Annotated in this window: 13 protein-coding genes; 4 read left to right on the forward strand and 9 right to left on the reverse strand. The window is 66.6% G+C overall.

Translation table 11 applies throughout. From position 1 onward, the window contains the following. Nucleotides 1-26 precede the first annotated feature (26 nt). On the forward strand, nt 27-1,256 hold the full coding sequence (locus AC1VVM_RS24850) for an NAD(P)/FAD-dependent oxidoreductase (protein ID WP_482956870.1): 1,230 nt from the start codon (nt 27-29) through the stop codon (nt 1,254-1,256). Between the two features lie 39 nt (nt 1,257-1,295). On the opposite strand, the gene AC1VVM_RS24855 is transcribed toward AC1VVM_RS24850, so the two are convergent. From AC1VVM_RS24855 to AC1VVM_RS24870, 4 genes are all read right to left on the reverse strand, one after another. Next, on the reverse strand, nt 1,296-4,409 hold the full coding sequence (locus AC1VVM_RS24855) for a glycoside hydrolase family 2 TIM barrel-domain containing protein (RefSeq protein WP_482956871.1): 3,114 nt from the start codon (nt 4,407-4,409) through the stop codon (nt 1,296-1,298). A 2-nt stretch (nt 4,410-4,411) separates the two neighbouring features. After that, on the reverse strand, nt 4,412-6,691 hold the full coding sequence (locus tag AC1VVM_RS24860) for a S9 family peptidase (protein ID WP_482956872.1): 2,280 nt from the start codon (nt 6,689-6,691) through the stop codon (nt 4,412-4,414). Nucleotides 6,692-6,876: 185 nt separating this feature from the next. Beyond that, entirely contained in the window at nt 6,877-8,106 is a 1,230-nt protein-coding gene (locus AC1VVM_RS24865; RefSeq protein WP_482956873.1) for a phospholipase A, read from the reverse strand. Nucleotides 8,107-8,250: 144 nt separating this feature from the next. Next, a complete protein-coding gene (locus AC1VVM_RS24870) occupies nt 8,251-9,048 on the reverse strand; it encodes an SDR family NAD(P)-dependent oxidoreductase (protein WP_482906343.1) in 798 nt (265 codons plus the stop codon). Nucleotides 9,049-9,160: 112 nt separating this feature from the next. On the opposite strand from AC1VVM_RS24870, the gene AC1VVM_RS24875 reads away from it, so the two are divergent. Both AC1VVM_RS24875 and AC1VVM_RS24880 read left to right on the forward strand, forming a co-directional pair. Beyond that, nucleotides 9,161-10,054 carry a LysR family transcriptional regulator gene (locus AC1VVM_RS24875; RefSeq protein WP_482956874.1) on the forward strand — a complete coding sequence of 298 codons (894 nt, stop codon included), beginning with the start codon at nt 9,161-9,163 and terminating at the stop codon, nt 10,052-10,054. A 134-nt stretch (nt 10,055-10,188) separates the two neighbouring features. After that, a complete protein-coding gene (locus tag AC1VVM_RS24880) occupies nt 10,189-10,350 on the forward strand; it encodes a hypothetical protein (protein WP_165912309.1) in 162 nt (53 codons plus the stop codon). A gap of 1 nt (nt 10,351) precedes the next feature. On the opposite strand, the gene AC1VVM_RS24885 is transcribed toward AC1VVM_RS24880, so the two are convergent. Together AC1VVM_RS24885 and AC1VVM_RS24890 are read right to left on the reverse strand one after the other, a co-directional pair. Continuing rightward, nucleotides 10,352-11,131 carry an ABC transporter ATP-binding protein gene (locus tag AC1VVM_RS24885; RefSeq protein WP_482956875.1) on the reverse strand — a complete coding sequence of 260 codons (780 nt, stop codon included), beginning with the start codon at nt 11,129-11,131 and terminating at the stop codon, nt 10,352-10,354. Continuing rightward, nucleotides 11,125-12,120: a FecCD family ABC transporter permease gene (locus AC1VVM_RS24890; RefSeq protein WP_482957374.1), complete on the reverse strand. Its 996-nt coding sequence runs from the start codon at nt 12,118-12,120 to the stop codon at nt 11,125-11,127. Before AC1VVM_RS24890 ends, AC1VVM_RS24885 begins: the two co-directional genes overlap by 7 nt. A gap of 100 nt (nt 12,121-12,220) precedes the next feature. Between AC1VVM_RS24890 and AC1VVM_RS24895 the strand changes: the two genes are divergently transcribed. Further along, on the forward strand, nt 12,221-13,084 hold the full coding sequence (locus AC1VVM_RS24895) for an ABC transporter substrate-binding protein (protein WP_482956876.1): 864 nt from the start codon (nt 12,221-12,223) through the stop codon (nt 13,082-13,084). Here AC1VVM_RS24895 and bluB read toward each other — a convergent pair. The 3 genes from bluB to cobN are packed head-to-tail and all read right to left on the reverse strand — an operon-like array spanning nt 13,071 to nt 18,123. Beyond that, on the reverse strand, nt 13,071-13,721 hold the full coding sequence (bluB, locus tag AC1VVM_RS24900) for a 5,6-dimethylbenzimidazole synthase (protein ID WP_482956877.1): 651 nt from the start codon (nt 13,719-13,721) through the stop codon (nt 13,071-13,073). The genes AC1VVM_RS24895 and bluB overlap by 14 nt on opposite strands. 2 nt (nt 13,722-13,723) lie before the next feature. Then, nucleotides 13,724-14,329 (reverse strand): cob(I)yrinic acid a,c-diamide adenosyltransferase, encoded by a 606-nt coding sequence (gene cobO / locus AC1VVM_RS24905; protein WP_132391334.1) that lies wholly within the window; start codon nt 14,327-14,329, stop codon nt 13,724-13,726. A 2-nt stretch (nt 14,330-14,331) separates the two neighbouring features. Continuing rightward, complete coding sequence (gene cobN / locus AC1VVM_RS24910) at nt 14,332-18,123, reverse strand: cobaltochelatase subunit CobN (protein WP_482956878.1); 3,792 nt, start codon at nt 18,121-18,123, stop codon at nt 14,332-14,334. Nucleotides 18,124-18,137 lie beyond the last annotated feature (14 nt).

Genomic DNA, 18,137 nt, shown 5'->3' on the forward strand with positions numbered 1-18,137 from the left:
TCGAGCTTTGCAATGGAGTTTTTGTGGTGCGCACAGCAGTCGTCGGTGGAGGCGTGGTCGGCCTGTCGGTAGGCATCGAATTACTCGATGCGGGCGAGGCGGTTACGCTGATCGACGATGACGGTGCGGCGGGCAATTCGGCGCAGGCGGCAAGCTGGGGCAATGCCGGGCATATCGCGGTCGAACAGGTCGAACCGCTCGCCTCGATGGAGATGGTGCGGGCCTTGCCGGGCCGCCTGTTCCTGCGCGGCGGGCCGCTGGCCTTCCCGCCCACAGCGATGGCGGCATGGATGCCGTTCGGGCTGCGACTGCTGGCGGCGTCGGCCCCCTCTCGTTTCCGGAAGGGCTGCGCGGCGCTGCGGCCGCTGATGGACGGGGCGATGCCCGCATGGGTTGCGCTGGCCGAGCGGATCGGCGCCCCGGACTTGCTGCGGCAGGACGGGCACTTCGTGCTCTGGAGCGATCCGCATAGGGCGCAGGCGGGCAAGGCGGCATGGGAATCGGCCGACACCGGTCCGGCGCGCGTGGAAGCTGCCTCTCCGGCCGAGCGCGAGGCACTGGGCAAGCTTGGCGCCTTTCCGGTGGCGGGCGCGGTGCGCTTCTCGGGAAGCGGACAGATCGCCGATCTCACCGCCTTGCGGGATGCCTTGCGCGCGGCCTTTGCGGCGCGCGGCGGCACGATCGTCGATGGACGCGCGGTGGTTCGGCAGGCCGGGGGCAAAGTGGCGGTCGAGGGCGTCGAGGCGGACCGGGTGGTGGTCTGCGCGGGCGTGCGTTCGCGCGGGATCATGGAAGCGCTGGACCACAAGGCACCGATGATTGCCGAGCGCGGTTATCACATCCGCGCCGATGCGGCCGGTTGGCCGGAGGACATGCCGCCGGTGGTCTTCGAGGAGCGCTCGATGATCGTCACGCGCTATCGCGATTGCTTGCAGGCGGCAAGTTTCGTCGAACTGGGCACGGTCGATGCGCCTGCCGATCCGCGCAAATGGGAGCGGCTGGAGCGCCATGTCGCTGAGCTGGGTTTGCCGGTCAGCGGGCCGTTCCGCCGCTGGATGGGCTGCCGCCCGACGCTGCCGGACTATCTGCCGGCCATCGGGCGCTCGGCTAAGGCGGACAATCTCTACTATGCGTTCGGGCACCAGCACCTGGGGCTGACACTGGCGCCGATCACCGGCAAGCTTGTCACGGCGATGATGGCGGGCGAAAAGCCTGCGGTGCCGCTCGAACCGTTCGACATTCGCCGGTTCGGCTGAGGTTTTCGGGGGGCGGCGGGATCCGCCGCCCCCCGAACCTTATTGCGAAGCGCCGATGGTGAACGAATAGGTCAGCGGCTTCAGCGCGATGCGGTAGGGCATGTGCGCGCGGCCATCGAGATTCCAGCCGGTATCGCCGCCGACGCCCGCCTGCGCCGCATCGATCAGCAGCGTGCCATTGCCGTGCGGGCGAATGTCCGAGCTATGTGCCTGCGAGGGCGGCTTCATCGCCAGATCGGCATAAGGGAAAGCCAGCGCATTGACCGAAAGCGGCTGCGCGCCGGTGACGCGCAGGCCGGTTTTCGCGCCGGTCAGTTCGATCCAGCGCACATCGGTCTTGTTGCCCGATTCCTGCGGGCGGGCGTAGTCGTGGAACTGCTCGGCCACGGTGCCCTGCCACTGGGCGATCAGGCCGCCGGTCTTGCGATCGGCATAAGTCTCCTGCGGCCCGCGCCCGAACCAGCGGACGTGGTCGAGCATGGAAGGCGTCTCGAACGCCAGCCCCACGCGCAGCGGATCGGGCAGGGTATCGCGTAGCGGCTCGAAATGGACGGTGACGCCCACCGATCCATCGGCGGCCATCGTCCAGCGCGTCTCGGTCTTCACCGAGCCGACGCCCATGTCGTGGTGGACGACGATGGCATTGCCGTCCCGCTCGATGCTCTCGACGCGGCGATGCTCGGAGAAATACTGCCACATGGCATGGCTCTTCGGCACGCCGGAGCCGACGTCGTTGTCGGTGGGCGAGCGCCAGAAGTTCGGCGCGCCGCCGGTCAGCAGCAACTTGCCGCCGCGTTCGTAACGGGTGACGAGGCCGGTCGCCTTGTCGATCTCCAACACCGCATCGCCTGAGGCGAGGCGCAGGGGCGAGGCGGTCTCGCTGGGCGCGATGGCACCGGCCGCAACCGGCAGTACGGCGGGGGCGGAAAGCTCGAACTGCTCCCAGCCGACGACATGGCCAGCCGGCTGCGTCGGCACCGCTCCGGCCTTGGCGCGAGCGCGCAGGACCAGGATGCGTTCGGCCGAGGGGGTCTTCGCCGCCGGGATCGGCACGGTGAGCGGGGCGGAGGCGCCCGGTGTCACGTTAGGTGTCGCCAATGTACCGCTGGCGACATCCTTGCCGTTCTCCATCACCGTCCAGTCGAGCGTGAAGCGCGAGAGGTCGATATGGTCGTGGCGGTTGACCACGCGGTAGCCGCTGGCGTCATGCGTGAAGGCAATCGGCGCCTGCACTTTGGCCAGTTCGTAGTATTCGGGATCGGGCGTGCGGTCCGACTGGATCACGCCGTCGCCCACCGGGCTGTCGTCGCCGTGGACGCCGGGCGCTTTGGGATCGGGATCGTAGTCGAGGCCCTGTCCCCAGTAGGTTCGGCCGTCCTTGTCCTTCAGCTCCATGGTCTGGTCCACCCAGTCCCAGATGAAACCGCCCTGCAACTTGGGATAGGCGCGCATGGTATCCCAATAGCCCTGAAGATCGCCGAGGCTGTTACCCATAGAATGCGCATATTCGCACAGGATCAGCGGCTGCGTGAAGTTCGGGTCCTTGGCGTAGTCGATCAGCTTTGGCTCGTCGTCATACATCGGCGCGAAGATATCGACGTAGCTGTTGGTCGGGTGGCGCCAGTTGCTCATGCTCCAGCCGAGGAAGTTTATGAGGCGCGTGGGATCGTTCGCGCGGACCCACTTGCCCGCGGCCTCGAAATTCGCGCCCACGCCGCTCTCGTTGCCGAGCGACCAGAAGATGATCGACGGATGGTTGCGGTCGCGCTGCACCATGCGCTCCACGCGGTCGAGATGCGCGGCCTGCCACTTGGGATCGTTGGCCAGCAGGTACTTGGGATCGTTGCCGTGTTCCTGCGAGAGGCTGAGGTAGCCGTGGCTCTCGATATTGGCCTCGTCCATGACGTAGAGGCCGTATTCGTCGGCCAGATCGTACCAGCGCGGATCGTTGGGATAGTGCGATGTGCGCACGGCGTTGACGTTAGCCGCCTTCATCAGCTCGATATCGCGGCGCATCGTCGCTTCGGACACGACGTGGAAGGTCTTGGGATCGTGCTCGTGGCGGTTGACGCCGCGGATCATCACCCGCTTGCCGTTCACGCGCACTTCGCCGCCGGCGATCTCTACGGTGCGGAAGCCGATGCGGCGGCTGGTCGCTTCCACCAGTTTGCCGTTGGCGTCCAGCAGTTCGACCAGCAGTGTGTAGAGCTGCGGATCTTCGGCCGACCATGTGTGCACGGCGGGAAGGGTGCCGTTCAGTGAAACCGTGCCGCCGTTCGCAGCGCCCTCACGCGTCAGGATCTCGCGCTTGCCGTCGAGCACGGTCGCCCGCACGCGCATGGCGGCGGGCTGTCCGGATAGGTCGACCTTCAGGTCCAGCTTGCCGTCGCGGTAGTCGTTCTCCAGCCCGGCATCGACGTTGAGGTCGCGGATATGCGTGGCAGGCGCCGCGTAGAGCGTGACGCTGCGCTCGATCCCATTGACGCGCCAGAAGTCCTGATCTTCCAGATAGCTGCCATCCGCAAAGCGGTAGAGTTCGATGGCGACGGTGTTCGTGCCGGCATGGGCATAGCGCGTCACATCGAACTCGGCGGGAAGCTTGGAATCCTCCGAATAGCCGACGCGCTGGCCATTGACCCAGATGTAATAGGCCGCGCCCGCCGCGCCGACCGTCAGCAGCAGCTTGCGCCCTGACCAATTGGCCGGAACCGTGAACTCGCGGCGGTAGGAGCCGACTTCGTTGAGGTCGTGTTCGATCCACGGCTGGTTGCGCGGGAACGGATAGCCGCTGCCGACGAAGACCGGGCGGCCGTGCCCTTCGGCTTGAAGGATGCCGGGGACTTTCATCGTCTCCCACCCGCTCACGTCGAAGCCGGGCTTGTAGAAGTCGGCCGGGCGCGCCTCGGGATTGGGCGAGAGGTGGAACTTCCAGTCGCCATCGAGCGAGAGGTGATAGCGCGATTTTGTCACATCGCGTGAAAGTGCGCCGGCGCGGGTTTCGAAGCCGTCGAAAGTCGTGTGCATGGGCTCCGCGCCCTGACGGATGACTTCGGGCTGTTCCCATTCAGGCGGGGTGGTTTCGGCATAAGCCGGAGCCAGCGAAAGGCCAAGCGCGAGGCTGCCGATGGCGCAGCCCTGAAGAAGATATCGCATGATCACTGACCCTGAAGGCTGCGGACGAAGAACGTGGAGAGGCGGCGCGTCACGTAGTCGATCGGGCCGGTAGAGCGGCCCACGGTGTGCTCGCCGCCGGGCACGACAAGGAGGTCGAAATCCTTATCCGCATTCACCAGCGCATTCACCACCTGCATGGTGGAGGCGGGGTCGACGTTGCTGTCCTGCTCGCCCACGATCAGGAACAGCTTGCCCTGCAGCTTCGCGGCATTGTCCACGCCCGAGGCATCGGCATAGCTCTTGTCGACCGGCCAGCCGAGCCACTGTTCGTTCCAGCTGATCTTGTCCATGCGGTTGTCGTAGCAGCCCGCCATGGCGACGCCGGCTTTGTAGAAATCGCCATGAAACAGCAGCGCGTTGAGCGTCGATTGCCCGCCCGCCGAGGCGCCATAGATGCCGACGCGGCTGATGTCGTAGGACGGATCCTTTGCGGCCATAGCCTTGTGCCACAGGATGCGATCCGGGAAGCCGGAATCCTGCAGGTTCTTCCAGGCAACGTCCTGAAATGCCTTCGAACGGTTGGCCGTGCCCATGCCGTCGATCTGCACGACGATGAAGCCAAGGTCGGCCAGCGCCTGCATGCCGATCACCTTGTCGCCGCCCGAATGGTAGCCGAAGGGCCAGAAGGTCTTGGGCACGAAACTGTCATGCGGACCGGCGTAGATGTTCTCGATCACCGGGTACTTCTTGGCCGGATCGTAGTCGTGCGGGCGCACGACAAGGCCCCAGATATCGCTCTTGCCGTCGCGGGCCTTCGCCGTGAACACTTCGGGGGCGTGGAAACCGGCAGCAGTAAGCCGGCTGATATCGCCCTTGGTGATCGTTGCCACCACGGTGCCGTCGCTGGCGCGGTGGAGTTCGCTGGCGGTGGGCATGTCCACGCGCGAATACGTATCGACGTAGAATTGCATATCGGGCGAGAAGCGGGCGGTGTGATCGGCGCGCTCGGGGGTGAGCGGCGTCAGGTTGCGGCCGTCGAAATCGATGCGGTAGTAGTGGCGGAAATAGGGATCCTCACCCGCGTTCATGCCGCTGGCGGCGAACCAGATCTGGCGCTTCTTGTCGTCCACCTTGACCACTTCGCGCACGACCCACGCGCCGGTGGTGATGCGGTTCTTCACCTTCCCGGTCTTGCCGTCCATCAGGTAGAGATGATTCCAGCCATCGCGTTCGGATGCCCAGACGATTTCGCCCCCAAGCCCGTTCACGTCATGCGCGAAGCGGCGGTCGGCGTAGAAGAAGGTCTTGGCATCTTCGGTAACGGCGGCATGGGCGGTGCCGGTCTCGGCATCGACGGCGATAATCAGAGCCTGCCCGAAACCGCGCTTGTCGTAGTCGAATTCCACGCTCTTGCTATCGGCGCGCCAGCGAGCCTCGGAAAGCTGGTAGGGATTGGGGAACAAGCTGGGATCGACCACCGTCTGCCGCCGCGTTGCGACGTCGAACAGCACCGGCTGCTCCTGATCGACCGCATCGCCCGGCTTGGGGTAGAGCTGGCTGCGCAGCGCGGGCTGAAGCTGGCCATCGGGGGCGGCTTCCACGCGCAGGACGTGGCGGGCAAAGCCCGGGCGCACGCGGTAGATCATCACATGGCGGCTGTCGGGCGACCATTCGATGGTTTCGGGATCGTAGAAATTGCCTTCGGTGCCGTCGCTGCTGAGGCGCGTCAGATCTTTCGAACCAGCAGGACGCACGACAAGGTTGTTGTCCTCCACTACGGCTTCCCACTTGCCGTCGGGCGAGAGGCGCGGGTGGTTGTCGGCGGGCACCGACAGATCGCGCACCACGCCGAAACCGCGCGGGCGGCGCGGGTCTTTCTCGGCCTCGCAGCGATAGTCGGTGAGCGTGCAGTGCCAGCCCGCGTAGTCGATTTCGAACGCGATGGTCTCGCGGTTGCCCGCATAGGAGAACTGCTCGAACGGCAGGCGCAGCGGCTGGACGGGCTTGCCCATCGCCTCGCCGAGCGCCTTGGCGAGCCGCTGCTGGTCGAACGCGGCGGACTTGGCCTGCGTATGAACGTCGAACGTTTCGAATGCGAAACCGCCTTCGACGGTCTTGCGATAGGAGAAGGCGCTGCCATCCGGCGTCCATGTCGCGGGCCAGGCGATCTCGCGCGTCAGATATTGCCAGTCTTCCCGCAGCGCGACCGAGCGCGCGATTTCCGCCTCGCTGGGTGCGGCCATGGCCATTGCCGGAAGCAGCGTGGCGGTGCACGCCAGCAGCAGGGCCGCGAGACGGGGGCGACGGGCGGGGGAGTTCATCGGGCGCGATCCTCGGCTTCTACGGGGCCCATCCCGTTCGTGCCGAGGCCGCGCGGCCGCCCGCGTGGGAGCGGCGGCCGAGGGGAATCAATGGAGGCTGGCGGGATGGCCTTGGGGTATGTTACGGCTAGTATCGTATACTATATTTCGGAAGCAGCAACAGGCAAGTGCCTCGCTCCCCGGCACTATCGGACCAACGCGAAGCCTACGCGCAGGCGCGTGATCGACTTGTTGTAATCGAGCAGGTTCTCGCCATAGCCCGCGAAAGCCTGTGCGAAGAGGTAGAAGTCCGGCCCGCCGCCCAGCAACCGGGGAAGCGGGTAGGAGACCTCGGTATTGATCGCCCCCTTGCCGGACCCGAAATTGAAGCGCGTGTTCGTCGCGATCCGCAGTCCGTCCGGATCGCCGATTTGCAGGAACAGCCCGGTATGGCCGCGATAACGGATGATGTCGGGATTGTCGGACGTGTCGCCCAGATAGAAGGCGAGCTTCGGTGCCACCAGCAGCCGCCAGTCGCCGCCCAGCGGGATGGCGGCCATGGGGGCCACGTAGAAGGTATTCACGCTGCGCGAATCCTCGCCGTCGCGGCCGTTGGATTCGTGTCGAAGCCCGCCCTGCAACGCCAGCGACATGCCATTGTCCAGCACCTTGGCGGGGGAGACGTAGATGAGTTCAGGTTGGTAATCGATATTGTGGAACGGCATCGATTGCGCGCGCAAATCCCAGAACATGCGCTGGGTGTACGTGAAGTGAAGCCCGCCGCGCCACGAGGTGGGCAGGTCCTTGCGCTCGTGCGAGCCGAACAGGTGGTAATCGAAACTGATCTGAAGGCGCGCCTCGGTATCGGTGCCGGGGCCGAAAACCGCGTAGATCGGCTCGTAAGGGCCAAGGTTGTCGATGAAGGCGTTTCCGTAACTGCGATCGGCGGGCGCCGTGGGTGTCGGAGCAGGCGGAAGGGAGGCGGTATGCGGGGAGGGTGGCGGCGATGCCTCGGCCACCCGGACAGCGGAAGGGCTGTGCAAGGCGACTTCGGCCGTGCGCCACTGCGGGATCGATAGCAGGGCACCATCGGCAAGGGTGCCTGCCGCCAGCCGATAGCGCGCTTTCGCGAAGCCGCCGGGGACAAGGCTCAGCGATGCCGGAGTGCCGCGCGCGCGTTCCAGCCAGACAGTATCCTGCCGCCCGGCGCTTTCGATATTCGCGGCGACCCGGTCGGGAAGTGCCACGGTGGCCGGAGCAGCGCCGGGATTGAGGAAGCGTAGTTCGACAGGCACCGTGCCGTCGGCCTCTGCGCTCGACACGCTGCCGATCAGCGTTTCCACGGGCTCCTCGGCATGGGCCGAGAGCGGCATCAACAGGACCGCGCCGGGAAGGCACCTGGCAAGTATCCGGCGCGTGGCAAGACGATCGGTCATTGGCAATCCCCTGTCGCGCCATTTCATACGGGCAGGAGGATATCGGCCGCCGCGACCAAACACAAACGCCTTGAAGTTATGGATGTTTGCGCTTTCGGCAACGTGTGCCCGGCGCGCGACTGGGCGCGCCGGGCGGGCGTCGGGTCAGGCGATGGTGGGGACGATACCACCTTCGACGCGAATGGCCGCGCCATTAGTGATCGCGCCGAGCGGGCTGGCCAGCAGGGCCACTTGCGCAGCGATCTCGTCGGCTTCGATCAGGCGGCGGATCAGCGAGAGCGGGCGCATCTTGGTGAAGAATTCGGCCTCGCGCTCGGCCTCGGGCGCGTCCTTGTTATCGACCACCGAGCGGATGAACTCGACGATCCCTTCCGAGCGCGTGGGTCCGGGCATGACCGAGTTGACGGTGACGCCGGTCCCGCGCGTCTGCTCGGCGAGGCCGCGCGCGATGGCGAGCTGGGCGGTCTTGGTCATGCCGTAGTGGATCATCTCGCCCGGGATCACGAGCGCGCTTTCGCTGGCGATGAAGATCACCCGGCCCCAGTTCTTGGCGAGCATCTTGGGGAAGTAGTGACGGGCGAGGCGCGCGCCGCTGACGACATTGACTTCGAAGAAGTGGTGCCAGTCGGCATCGGTAATCTCGGTGAAGGGCTTGGCCTCGTAAATGCCGAGATTGTTGACGAGGATGTCGACTTCGGGCGCGGCGGCGATCAGTGCTTCGGCACCTTCTGCGGTAGCCGGATCGGCCAGCACCGAGCGGACCTTGCCGCCATTCGCGCTGCTTGCGGCGACTTGCGCGGCGGCGGCGTCCAGCTTCTGCTGGTTACGGCCCGAGATGACGACATCGACGCCTTCGGCGGCCAGTCGCTCGGCAATGGCAAGGCCGATCCCGGCGGTGGAACCGGTGACGAGAGCGCTCTTTCCGGCGAGTTTCAGATCCATGCGAAATTTCCTTTGGGGGGAGAGGGGTTAGGAAACTCGAAGATAGGCGGGCCGGCGTTTATTGATTAGATAGAGACTTGGCATCTCAGAATTGCATTGGATTCACGGATCGATGGACAACCGCTTCGGTGAAATGCAGATCTTCCTTGCGGTATCGCAGAGCGGCAGCCTTGCCGGAGCGGCCAGAGCGCTGCGGCTGACACCCTCCGCAGTGAGCCGCGCACTTGCCCGGCTGGAGGCGCGGCTTGGCGTTCAGTTGATCGCCCGCACCACCCGCGCGCTGTCGCTGACGGCGGAAGGAGAGATCTACCGTGCCCGCGTCGCCGGGCTCATTGCCGAAGTGGACGAGGTGGAGCGGGGGTTCGGCGGTGAGTCAGACGTGCCGCGCGGGCCCTTGCGGGTGAACAGTTCGGTGCCGTTCGGCACCCAGTGTCTGCTGCCGATCCTTCCCCGGTTCCTCATGCGGCATCCCGCCGTGCGCGTGAATCTGGCGCTCGCCGACGAACTCGTGGACCTTGTGGAAGCGCGCGCGGACATCGCCATCCGCATTGGTCCGCTGCGCGATACCGGGCTCAAGGCCAAGAAGCTGGGGCGCAGCGGGATGGCGCTCGTGGCGAGCCCGGCGTACCTTTCCGAGCGCGGCACGCCCGCGCATCCGCGCGATCTCATCCGTCATACCTGCCTGCAATTCAGCTTTCGCCGGGCGATGGACACCTGGCCGTTCCGGATCGACGGCGCGCTGGTCCAGCGTCCGGTCGAGGGGGCTTTTCTCGGCAACTCGGGCGAAGTCGTGCGGCTGATGGCGGTGGCGGGCGGCGGCATCGCCCGGCTTGGCCGCTTCCATGTCGCCGCCGATCTTGCCGCCGGGCGACTGGTGGAGGTTCTTGAAGACTACAACCCCGGCGATCACGAGGATATCCATGCCCTCTATGTCGGCCATCAACGGCTGGCATCGCGCATCCGGGCTTTCCTCGATTTTCTGGAAGCGGATTTGCGCCTGCCCTGACTGTTCGGAAATATCGAACGTTTGGCGCAAGATTATTGTGGTTTTCCGAAGATCGGAAAAGGCGCATTCACGCTCTCACACCGCCGGTCCGCGGCTTTTCCGAAGTGACCGGCAATCCTTGCAGGAGCAGCGGCGTGACCCGGATGATCGAAACCTTGAACCAGCGCGCGCAGCCCTTCGCCAACATGGCGCAGCCTGTTATCGTCGCGATCGGCACCGCCGGACTGACCGGCGGCACCATGGCGGCGATCGGCCTGATCGCGGATCGCGCCCTGCGCCGCCACAGGGCCTCCTGACCTATCCGCGCCAGCGCGTGAGCGGCACGACCAGCGGTACATCGTCCAGCATGCGGCTGTAACCGGTCACGCCGTAGACGGTCCGCAAGGTTTCCTCGGTGAGGACTTCGGCAGGCGGCCCATCGGCAACCAGCCGGCCGTTATCGATTACCAAGAGCCGGTCGCAGTGCCGCGCGGCGAGATTGAGGTCGTGCAGCACGGCCAGCACCATCGCCCCGCCTTGCGCTTCGCGCACCAGCATTTCCATCACGTCGATCTGATGGCCGGGGTCCAGCGAGGCCAGCGGTTCGTCCACCACCAGCGCCTTTGCCCCCACTGCCAGCGCGCGGGCGAGCAGTGCCCGCGCCCGCTCGCCGCCCGAAAGTTCGGTGGCGACCCGTTCGGCCAGATGGGTAACGTCCGCGCGGGCCATGGCCTCTTCGATGGCGGCCTGATCCTCCTGCGCGATGCGCGAGATCGGCCCCAGATGCGGCAGGCGGCCCAGCGCGACCAGCCGCTCCACCGTCAGCGGCCAATGGAGCGTCTGGCCCTGCGGCAGATAGGCCACGCGGCGGGCCCGCTCGCGGGCGGGCAATTGTGCTAGATCGTGACCGTCCAGCGTGACCGTGCCCTCATGCGGGTCGATCAGGCCCACCAGCGCGCGGACCAGCGTGGACTTGCCCGCGCCATTGGGGCCGATCACGCCGATCAGCGTGCCGGGCTCGAAACGGGCGCTGATCCCGTGCAGTACATCGCGTCGGCCCAGCCGGACGGAGAGGTTCTCGGTCGAAATCGTCACCACAGGCGGCGCTCCCGGAGCAGGTGGAAGAGGAAGACGGGAACGCCCAGGAAAGCGGTCACCACGCCCAGCTTGAGTTCGGCATCGGTCGGGATCAGGCGGACGAGGATGTCCGCGCCGGTCAGCAGCACTGCGCCGCCTAGCAGCGAGGGGATCAGCAGGGCAGAGGGGCTGCGGTCCGTCAGCGGGCGGATCAGGTGCGGCACGATCAGGCCGACAAAGCCGATGGAGCCCGAGACGGCAACCGCGCCGCCGACGCCGATCGCCACGCCCAGCATCAGGCGGCGGCGCGTGCGGCGCAAGTCGACGCCGAGCGACCGCGCGCCGTCCTCACCCAGCGAAAGCGCGTCGAGCGCGCGCGGATCGATCAGCAGCAGCGTGGCCCCGACAACGATGCAGGGCAGTGCGATCCAGACGTGCTGCATCGCCCGGTTCTCGATCGAACCCAGCAGCCAGGACATGATCTCCATCGCCGCGAAAGGATTGGGCGAGAGGTTGAGCGCAAGGCTGATCCCCGCGCCCGCCAGTGTCGAGACGGCAATGCCCGCAAGGATCAGGCTGAGCGGGCTTTCCGAACGTCCGGCCAGTGCGAAGAGCAGGGCGATGGCGAGCAGACCGGACAAGATGGCCATCAGCGGCAATAGCGCCGGGTGCCATTCGGAAAGGCCGAAATAGAGCGCAATCACCGCGCCCAGCGCCGAGGCGTTCGAGGCGCCGAGTACCGATGGCTCGGCCAGCGGATTGCGCAAGTAGCCTTGAAGCACGGCGCCGGACAGGCCCAGCATCGCGCCGACCATGAGCCCGATCAGCGTGCGCGGCAGGCGCAGTTGGAGAAGGATCGCCCGGGCGACGGGATCGTCATGCCCGGCCAGGGCACGGATGATGCGCTCCAGCCCGAGCGAGACCGGGCCAAGGCTCATCGAGCCGAGGGCGACGAACGCCACGGCGAGGCCCAGCAGCGGGATCAGGGCACGGTGGCGCGCCCGCTGGATTGAAGGTGAAGAAGTACTGGGAGATTGCACGAATACCTCGCATCGGATCGGCGCCCCGCCACGCTTGTGTCCCGGGTACGTGTTGGTAAGGAGCCATGGCATGGCTCTCGGAAAAATCCACCTTCGCCTGCGGCTTGCCGCGTGCATGATGATTGCGGCCTTGCCCGGAGCCGGTGTGAGTGCGGGGGCCGAGCGTACCGCCGTGCGGCCCCATCGGATCGTCTCGCTCAACCTTTGCGCGGACCAGTTGCTGGTCGCGCTGGCCGATCGCGACCAGATCGCCGGGCTGACGCGCTATGCCACCGATGCGCAGATGTCGGCGGTGGCCAGTCAGGCGAAGGGACTGCCGGTGTTCGGCGGTTCGGCCGAGGAAGTGATCGCGGCCGATCCAGATCTCGTGGTGGGCATGCCCGCGCGCCGCAATCCCTCGATCACGGTGCTCAAGGGACGGCACTATCCCGCGCTCGACCTTAAGGCGGCGCGTGACTACGACGAAATCCTCGGCTCGATCCGCGATGTCGCCCGTGCGGTCGGCCATCCCGAGCGCGGAGAGGCGCTGATCGCGCGGATGAACGCCGATCTTGCAGGGCTGCCGCGCGTGCCGGGCCACAAGGTCGCGGCCTATTACCAGCGGAGCGGATACCTCACCGGAACCGGCACGCTGGTCGATGACCTGATGACGCGCGTCGGCCTGGTCAATCTTGCTGGAAAGCTGGGCAAGCCGGTGCTCTCGCAGGTCAGCCTTGAGGAAATGGCCATGGCGCGGCCGGACTTCATCGTGGTCGACAGCGCCACGCAGACCGTGACCGACAAGGGCACCGAGATGATACATCACCCCATTCTCGCGAACATCCCGCGCGTGTCCATTCCGCAGGCCTGGACAGTCTGCGGCGGCCCGGCCTACGTCAAGGCAGCGCGCTTGCTGGCAGCGCAAGTGAACAAGCCCCGGCTCAACGCTCACTGACGTGGCTGCTCCCGTCGAGGCGGGGTTGCCAGCCGCGACGTTCCAGTTCGGGGATGACATCCGGTTCGAGCGGATGGCCCAAGCAGAGCAGCGCGATGAAGCGCCAACTCGCCGGAACGTCGAGCAGGTCGGTAACGAAGCCGGGCTCGACGATCGACACCCAGCCCAGCCCCAGCCCACGTGCCCGTGCGGCAAGCCATAGCGTGTGGATCGCCAGAACCACCGAATAGGCGCGGGTTTCCGGCATGGTCGCGGCGCCGAGGCCGAAGCCCGTCGTAGTCGCGTCATCGCAGAATACCGCAATCACTTCGGGTGCCTCGCGGATGCCGTGAAGCTTCAGCGCGGCATATTTCGACCGGCGTTCAGCATCGGGCATGGCGGCCGCCGCCGCTGCCTTTTCGGTATCGGCATGGCCCGCGAGCGTCTCGCGCAAGGCGGCCGAGCGAACCCGCACAAAGCGCCAGGGCTGCGAATTGCCGACCGAGGGCGCAAGCTGCGCCACCGCCAGCAGTTCGGCCACGCGCTCCTCGCCAATCGGCTCCTTGCGGAAATGGCGCACATCGCGCCGCCACGCCAGCAGTTCGGCCAGTTCGCTTATGAATTCCGGGCTGAAGTCAGGGGCGGACGGAGACGGCATCGTCAGAATTCGATGCCGGCCTGCGCCTTCACGCCGGAGCGGAACGGATGCTTCACCAGCGTCATCTCCGTCGCCAGGTCCGCCGCCTCGACCAGCGCCTCGGGCGCATTGCGGCCGGTGACGACGACGTGCTTCATCTCCCCGCGCGATGTCAGCACTTCCAGCACTTCGTCGAGCGGCAGGTAGTCGTAGCGTAGCACGATGTTGAGTTCGTCGGCGAGCACCATGTCATAGGCGGGATCGGCGATCATGCGCTTCACCTCGTTCCACGCCTCGCGCGAAAGTTCGATGTCGCGGGCGCGGTCCTGCGTGTTCCAGGTGAAGCCTTCGCCCATCGGCTTGAATTCGACATTGTCCGGGAAGGCATCGAAGACGACCTTTTCGCCGGTGGTCATCGCGCCTTTCACGAACTGGACGACGCCCACTTTCTTGCCGTGACCGATCATGCGCACCACCATGCCGAGCGCGGCGGTGGTCTTGCCCTTGCCCTTGCCGGTGTGGACGATCAGCAGGCCCTTTTCGACCGTCTTTCCGGCCATGATCTTGTCATGCGCGGCCTGCTTCTTCTTCATTTTCTCGGCGTGCTGTTCGTCGGTACGCTGCACCATGGTCATGCTCCTGAGAGGGCCGCGAGCGTCAGGCCCGCGCTGTTCGATCGGGGTTTCCAGAGGCCGCGCTCCAGCGCCTCGGCAAGGCGGGCGGCGGTTTCGCGCAAGGCGGCGGGGTTGGCCTCGGCCATGAAATCACGCACCGCCTCGTCCTCGATGAAGGCGGCGTGGACGGCGTCGAAGTGGTGGTCCTTCACCGCGTGGGTGGTGGCGGCGAAGGCGAAGAGGTAATCGACCGAGGCGGCGATTTCGAACGCGCCCTTGTAGCCGTGGCGCATGACGCCCGCGATCCACTTGGGATTGGTGACGCGACCGCGCACGATGCGGCCGATCTCGTCCTCCAGTGTGCGGACGACCGGGCGTTCCGGGCGGCTGTGGTCGTTATGATAGCTGATCGGCGCGCGGCCCTTCAGATGTTCGACGGCGGCAGCGATGCCGCCTTCGAACTGATAGTAGTCGTCGCTGTCGAGCAGGTCGTGCTCGCGGTTGTCCTGGTTCTGGACCACGGCATCGACCGAGGCGAGGCGGGCGGCGAAAAGGCCGCGCTCGGCATCGCCTTCCACCCCGCCGCCATAAGCGTAGCTGCCCCAGTCGAGATAGACATCGGCCAGATCGCTGCGTTCGTGCCAGATCTTCTCGTCGATCATCGCCTGAAGCCCGGCGCCGTAGGCACCTGGTTTCGATCCGAACACGCGCGAACCGGCGCGGCGGGTGGCCTGCGCCTCGGCCTCGCCATCTTCGACCAATTTGGCGGTTTCGGCGCGGTGGCGCTCGGCGGCGGGGTTGTCGCCCAGCGGTTCGTCGAGCGCCATCACCGCGCGCGCGGCGCTGTCGATCAGGTCGATCTGTTCGGGGAAGGCGTCGCGGAAGAAACCGGAGACGCGCAAGGTCACGTCCACGCGCGGGCGGCCGAGTTCGGCCACGGTCATCACCTCGAAGCCGACCACGCGGCCCGAAGTCCAATCCCAGCGCGGGCGCACGCCCATCAGCGCGAGGGCCTGCGCGATGTCGTCGCCGCCCGTGCGCATGTTGGCGGTGCCCCATGCGGAGAGGGCCATGGCGTGCGGGTATTCGCCCTCGCGCTGGAGGTAGTCCTCCACCAGCAGATCGGCGGACTTGCGGCCGAGTTCCCAGGCGACGGCAGTGGGCACGGCGCGGGTGTCGACCGAATAGAAGTTGCGGCCAGTGGGGAGCACGTCCGGCCGCCCGCGCGTGGGCGCGCCGGAGGGGCCGGGCAGCACGAAACGGCCATCGAGGCCGGCCAGCAAGGCTTCAGCCTCGCGCGGGCCGCAGAGATCGATACGGGGAGCAAGGTCGGTGCGGATGGCATCGAGGACGGCCAGCGTCCTGTCCCCCGCTCCGCTCATCCTGAGCTTGTCGAAGGATGCTGGCGCTGTGCTGTGGTCCGACAAGCTCAGGACGAGCGGGGTTTGGGTTGTTTCGCTGACCCATTCCGCTGCCAGCAGTTCGAGCCGTTCGACGGTGTCGCCATGCGTGCGCCAAGGCTCATCGGATACCGCCGCAAGGGCTTCAGGCCGGGCGCCATTCCAATGGTCTCCCATCCGGCAGTCGAGCGGGTCGAAGTCCAGCCCGAAGTCCTCCGCCATTGCCCGCAGCAGTGAGGCTTGTCCGGCATGGTCATACCCACGCGGCGTGCGTGCCAGCGCGACCAGCAAGTCGCGCCGCAAGCGGCCCTCGGGCGACTGGGTGAAGACATGCAGACCATCGCGGATCTGCAATTCCTTCAATTCGCACAAGTAGTTGTCGATGGCTGAAAGCGCATCGTCATCGTCGCCGCTGGCACCGGCATCGCGGTCGAGACCGTGGCTGCGCGCCAGATCGAGAATGTCGCGCCGCAGGCGGTCGAGGCGGCGCGGGTCCATCCCGGCGGCGAGGTAATATTCGTCCACCAGCGCCTCAAGCTGCTTGAGCGGACCGTAAGTCTCGGCGCGGGTTAGCGGCGGGGTGAGGTGATCTACGACCACTGCGCCGATGCGGCGCTTGGCTTGCGTGCCTTCGCCGGGATCATTGACGATGAAAGGGTAGAGTTGCGGCAGCGGCCCGGCGCAGATCTCCGGGAAGCAATCGCGCGAGAGCGAGATGGCCTTGCCGGGCAACCACTCCAGATTGCCGTGCTTGCCGACATGGACCACCGCCTGCGCACCGAATTCCTGCGCCAGCCACACGTGGAAGGCGAGGTAGGCGTGCGGCGGCGGCAGGGCCGGATCGTGATAGCTGGCCTTGGGATCGATATTGTAGCCGCGCGCGGGCTGCACGGCGACGGCGAGATTGCCGAAGCGGTGCACCGGCAGGCGGAACGCGCCGTCCCTCACGAAGGGATCGGCCGATGGCTCGCCCCAGCGTTCGGACATGGCTTTGCGCGCGCTTTCGGGTACCGCTGCGAAAGCGGCTTCGTAGGCCGAAAGCGGCAGTGAAACTTCGCCGGGACGGCCTAGTGATGTCAGGTCGTTGGTCACGCCGCCGGTCATCACGCGCATCAGCGCGGCGCCGTCCTTGGGCGCGTCTCCGGTGTCATAGCCCGCCTCGGCCAGAGCGGCGATGATCGCAGCGGTGCTGGCGGGGGTATCGAGGCCGACGCCGTTGCCGATCCGCCCATCCCGGTTGGGATAGTTCGCCAGGACCAGCGCGACGCGGCGCTTGGCAGCCGCCGTGCGGCGCAGGCCCGCCCAGTTCGCGGCAAGATCGGCGACGAACGCCACCCTGTCCGGCGCCACGCGCGGGACGACGATGCCGCATTGGGTCACTTCGTCGAAACGCTCCGCTGCCTTGAAAGCGACCGCACGGGTGAAAATGCGCCCGTCCACCTCCGGCAGCGCCACGTTCATGGCGAGATCGCGCGGGCCCAAACCGCGCGCGGAGCCCTGCCATTCGCTTTCCTCCACGCCCGCGAAAGCGACTTGCAGGATCGGGCAGTCCGCCTTTTCGAGAATGCCCGGCTTGCGATCGTCGCCTGCCGAGGACGAGGCGAAGCTGGTGGCATTGACGATCACATCGGGCGCGATCTCGCCTAGCAATCCGCTCAGCCAGTCCACCGCGAAAGGCTCCCGCAGGGCGCGAACGTGAACGGCAGCGACGTTGAAGCCGCGCTCCCGCAGCGCCGCGATCATCGCGTCCACGGCGTCCAAGGTGCCCGCGATCATCAGTGCGCGGTAGAACACCAGCAGAGCGAGCGGGCGGCCTTGGGTCCAGCCTGCCTGCACTTCGGCAAGCCCGGCACGCTCGGTGCCCGCAAGGTAGAGCCCGGCGTCGGCTACCGGCACCGGATCGTCCGGCTCGCCCGCGTCATGGCCGATGGTCCGCACGGCGGTGCGCAGGAACGAGAGGGCATTGGCCATGCCGCCCTGCCGCAGATAATCGCGCATCCGCTCGCGGACCTCGGCGGGCAGGGTGGAGGCGCGGTCGAGCGCCGGGTCTGCCTCGCGCCCATCGGCAATGGCGGCGAAGGCAATGCCGTTCTCGCGCGCGACGCGGGCGATCTCGTCGATGCCGTAGCCCCAGTAGCTCTTTCCGCCGAGCAGGATCACGCAGACGAACCTGGCCTTGGCGATCACCTTTTCGACATAGAGGTCGATCGAATAGGGGTGGCGCAGTTGCAGCAGATTGGCGAGGCGAATGCTGGGAGAACCCTCCAGCATTCGCGCCGCCGCGCCCGCGAAGCAGGCGAGTTCGCTGTCCGCCACGGTGAGGATCACCATGTCGCCGGGAGACTGGTCGAGGTCGATCGCCTCCTCGCCGCCCGAGATCGTCCCCGGCGTGGCGGACAGCAGGTGCATCAGGCGTTCCCCCC

This window comes from Novosphingobium sp. BL-S-33, from assembly GCF_056857025.1.

What these genes read in the sequence shown, in the direction of transcription:
- AC1VVM_RS24865 (WP_482956873.1), bottom strand. Translation starts at nt 8,106, where the DNA reads ATGACCGATCGTCTTGCCACGCGCCGGATACTTGCCAGGTGCCTTCCC.
- cobO (WP_132391334.1), bottom strand. Translation starts at nt 14,329, where the DNA reads ATGGTGCAGCGTACCGACGAACAGCACGCCGAGAAAATGAAGAAGAAG.
- AC1VVM_RS24870 (WP_482906343.1), bottom strand. Translation starts at nt 9,048, where the DNA reads ATGGATCTGAAACTCGCCGGAAAGAGCGCTCTCGTCACCGGTTCCACC.
- AC1VVM_RS24895 (WP_482956876.1), top strand. Translation starts at nt 12,221, where the DNA reads ATGGCTCTCGGAAAAATCCACCTTCGCCTGCGGCTTGCCGCGTGCATG.
- AC1VVM_RS24860 (WP_482956872.1), bottom strand. Translation starts at nt 6,691, where the DNA reads ATGAACTCCCCCGCCCGTCGCCCCCGTCTCGCGGCCCTGCTGCTGGCG.
- cobN (WP_482956878.1), bottom strand. Translation starts at nt 18,123, where the DNA reads ATGCACCTGCTGTCCGCCACGCCGGGGACGATCTCGGGCGGCGAGGAG.
- AC1VVM_RS24855 (WP_482956871.1), bottom strand. Translation starts at nt 4,409, where the DNA reads ATGCGATATCTTCTTCAGGGCTGCGCCATCGGCAGCCTCGCGCTTGGC.
- bluB (WP_482956877.1), bottom strand. Translation starts at nt 13,721, where the DNA reads ATGCCGTCTCCGTCCGCCCCTGACTTCAGCCCGGAATTCATAAGCGAA.
- AC1VVM_RS24875 (WP_482956874.1), top strand. Translation starts at nt 9,161, where the DNA reads ATGGACAACCGCTTCGGTGAAATGCAGATCTTCCTTGCGGTATCGCAG.